The sequence below is a fragment of the Acetitomaculum ruminis DSM 5522 genome (genome assembly GCF_900112085.1).
GTDB classification, from domain to species: Bacteria; Bacillota; Clostridia; order Lachnospirales; family Lachnospiraceae; genus Acetitomaculum; species Acetitomaculum ruminis.
On sequence record NZ_FOJY01000050.1, the window covers coordinates 1 to 1,496 of the forward strand.

General features: G+C 33.3%; 1 protein-coding gene. It reads right to left on the reverse strand.

Features of this window, described 5'->3' with window-relative positions; genetic code table 11:
* Positions 1-170: 170 nt before the first annotated feature.
* Positions 171-1,496: YiiX/YebB-like N1pC/P60 family cysteine hydrolase (locus BM153_RS13435; RefSeq protein WP_092875008.1), on the reverse strand; the 1,326-nt coding region annotated here is incomplete at its 5' end.

A 1,496-nucleotide genomic window follows, 5' to 3' on the forward strand; every position in this document is an offset into this window, starting at 1 on the left:
GATTTAGATTTTTTTTCATTAAAATATCTCCCTTACATAACGAGTAATAAAAATCACTGAATTTTTATCTTTAAAAATAGAAGTCCAACTAATTCTAGTTATCATAACATTGTTGGACTTCTATTTATGTTTTTGCAATATAATTATTGCATTAGCTTAAAAAGCACGTCCTAACAACGTTTATAAATAATTCTAGTTTTTGGAGTGGTTACAAGCTCCATAGGATGAATTGGATTTCCTAAAGGTGTTTTAAATTTAGATGTATTCAAATCAATACCGTATAAATCTTTATAACCTGCATATATCAGTTGAGAGCAATAAAACCTTTTACGTGTATTAATATCTAAATAGTTAAAATTGTAGTCTTTTATTTTTCCTACTTTTCTATAGCACCAGTTTGCAACGGCAGCATCCTGTTTTGCGGTGGTAGATTTAGGAGTAACTTCATAAACTGTTTTTTTGGTTTTACGCCAATTAATATCTCCTAAAACTACACCTTCAAGTTGTGCTTCAACAACATGTCTTTTATCATAAATAATTGCAGCATGTCCTAAAGGTAAAATATACCATTTATCTTTAGTAACTAAAATAACACCTTTTCTATTTGTCCATTTGCCGGAGGTTTTAAGACCTCTTCCACTAGCTTGTGAAGCTGATGAGCCTGATTCATTTTCTGTATAATCTTTTGATTTTTCATCTTCAGAAGTAGCTATTTTTGAAGCTTCCTCAATTAACTTGTTAACATCTTCTTCTGGAAAAACTTCTGAAGCGTCTTCAGCATTAGAAGGTTTTTCAGGTTCTGATGGTTCTTCTGGACTTGAAGGTTCCTCTGGTTGTGTTGGTTCATCTACTTTTATAGGCTCTTCCTGATTTGAAGGTACCTCCGGTTCTGTTGGTTTCTCGTCATCTAATGTTTTTTCTTTATCACCAAAAGAATAAGTATTCCATGCGTGTGCAGGAATCCATAGTTCTTGAGCATCTTCTACCATACCGTCTTGTCCTAAATCAAGTCCCATAAACATAGTAAAGTTAAGGTCAACCTTGTCCCCATTTTCTAAAACAGTGCTTGCTTCATTAAATACTATATCTCCAGTTCTTACAAAGCCATTTCTAGCTTCTCCATTGATGAGAACCATCCAACCTGAATATTTGTTATAGTCTTTTTCACTTAAATAACCAACTTCATTAACTGTATTATTAAATGTTACATTAAATTTACCATATAATTTTTTTTCAAGGCCATTTAATCTACCCAAGCAAGCGTAAGAATCTTGACTTGCAACATCCCATGTTGATTCTGTTCCATTATCACCAAAGAACTTATTTGTATTACTATGACCATCTACTTTAACAGCAGAAATGTAATTTCCCCACTGTGTGCTTGACCATTTCAAAATACCTTGGGTATAATATCCTTTTGCGTCTGGTCCGGATGCAGTATCTGCTCCTGATACAGCCTTTAATGCATCTAAAGCTGTAGAACCAGCTGGAAGTGT